Source organism: Streptosporangium sp. NPDC003464 (assembly GCF_053588315.1).
On sequence record NZ_JBSFPS010000573.1, the window covers coordinates 1 to 1,092 of the forward strand.

The window sequence follows — 1,092 nt, forward strand, 5'->3', positions numbered from 1 at the left end:
CGGCTACGCCGCCGAGGACGACGACGTGCCCGCGCCGCCGTACTACATCGCCGACGCCCCACTGTTCATCGACTTCGCGCGCGCGTTCAACCCGGGTGACCGGGTGCCCGTCGAGTACGTCGACCGGTACGGCTGGCGCGACCAGGTCCACGCTCCCCAGCCTCCCCAGCCTCCCCAGCAGACCCCCATGAACGAGCCTGAGAGCCGCACCGGCCAGGCCACCACCACAGAGAAGGACGGTGCCTGATGGCGCGTGGTAACCCCGGAGCGATCGCCCTCGGCCCCGGCATCCTCTACATCGCGGTCCTGGCCACCCCCGAGCCGGCCGACTTGGTCACCGCCTGGTCAAGTGTGTCCGCGAACTGGCTGCAGCTCGGCTACACCGACGAAGGCAGCACGTTCAACTACAGCGTGAACTCCGAGACCGTCGAGGTGGCCGAAGAGCTCGACCCCGTCCGCTACGCCCTCACCAGCCGCGAACTGTCCGTCGAATTCGCCTTGGCCGAGATCACCGCCACCAACCTCAAGCGCGCCCTCAACGGCGGCACCATCACCACCCCCGGCGCCGGCCTGGTCAAGTTCGAGCCGCCGCTGCTCGGTGAAGAGGTGCGCACCATGCTCGGCTGGGAGGCCGAAGATCACACCGAACGCTGGGTGTACCGTCAGTGCCTGCAGGTCGGCAACATCGGCGTGCAGCGCCGCAAGGGCTCGGCCAAGGCCACGCTCGGCTGTGAGTTCCGTGTCGAGAAGCCAGCGTCCGGGACGCCGTTCTCGGCGCTGATGTCGTCCCCGACGAGGCTCTGATGGCACGCCGCACCTACACATCCACCCCGACCAAGCCCCAGGCCGGCGCCGTCCTGCCGCACTTCACCCTGGACGGCGTCACCTTCACCTGCACCGATCAACTCGCCCTGCTGGACCTGTCGGAGTTCGCGCGCCTCGCCTCCCAAGGCCTGGACTCCGACAGCCCCGAGGGCCTCGCGGCCATCGGCGAGTTCCTCACCGCGATCCTCGGTGACGCCACCTACCAGCGGTTCCGCCGCCACTGCCGCCAGCACAAGACAGACGGCGAGACGATCGTGGCCATCATCG

The 1,092-nt window shown here is 69.0% G+C and carries 3 protein-coding genes; all 3 read left to right on the forward strand.

Translation table 11 applies throughout. From position 1 onward, the window contains the following. Positions 1–247: hypothetical protein (locus tag ACWDS7_RS48630; protein WP_451934850.1), on the forward strand; the 247-nt coding region annotated here is incomplete at its 5' end. Beyond that, positions 247–804 (forward strand): phage tail tube protein, encoded by a 558-nt coding sequence (locus ACWDS7_RS48635; protein WP_451934851.1) that lies wholly within the window; start codon positions 247–249, stop codon positions 802–804. The genes ACWDS7_RS48630 and ACWDS7_RS48635, both read left to right, overlap by 1 nt. Next, positions 804–1,092, forward strand: a 289-nt coding sequence (locus tag ACWDS7_RS48640; RefSeq protein WP_451934852.1) for a hypothetical protein, incomplete at its 3' end; no start/stop codon positions are given. The genes ACWDS7_RS48635 and ACWDS7_RS48640, both read left to right, overlap by 1 nt.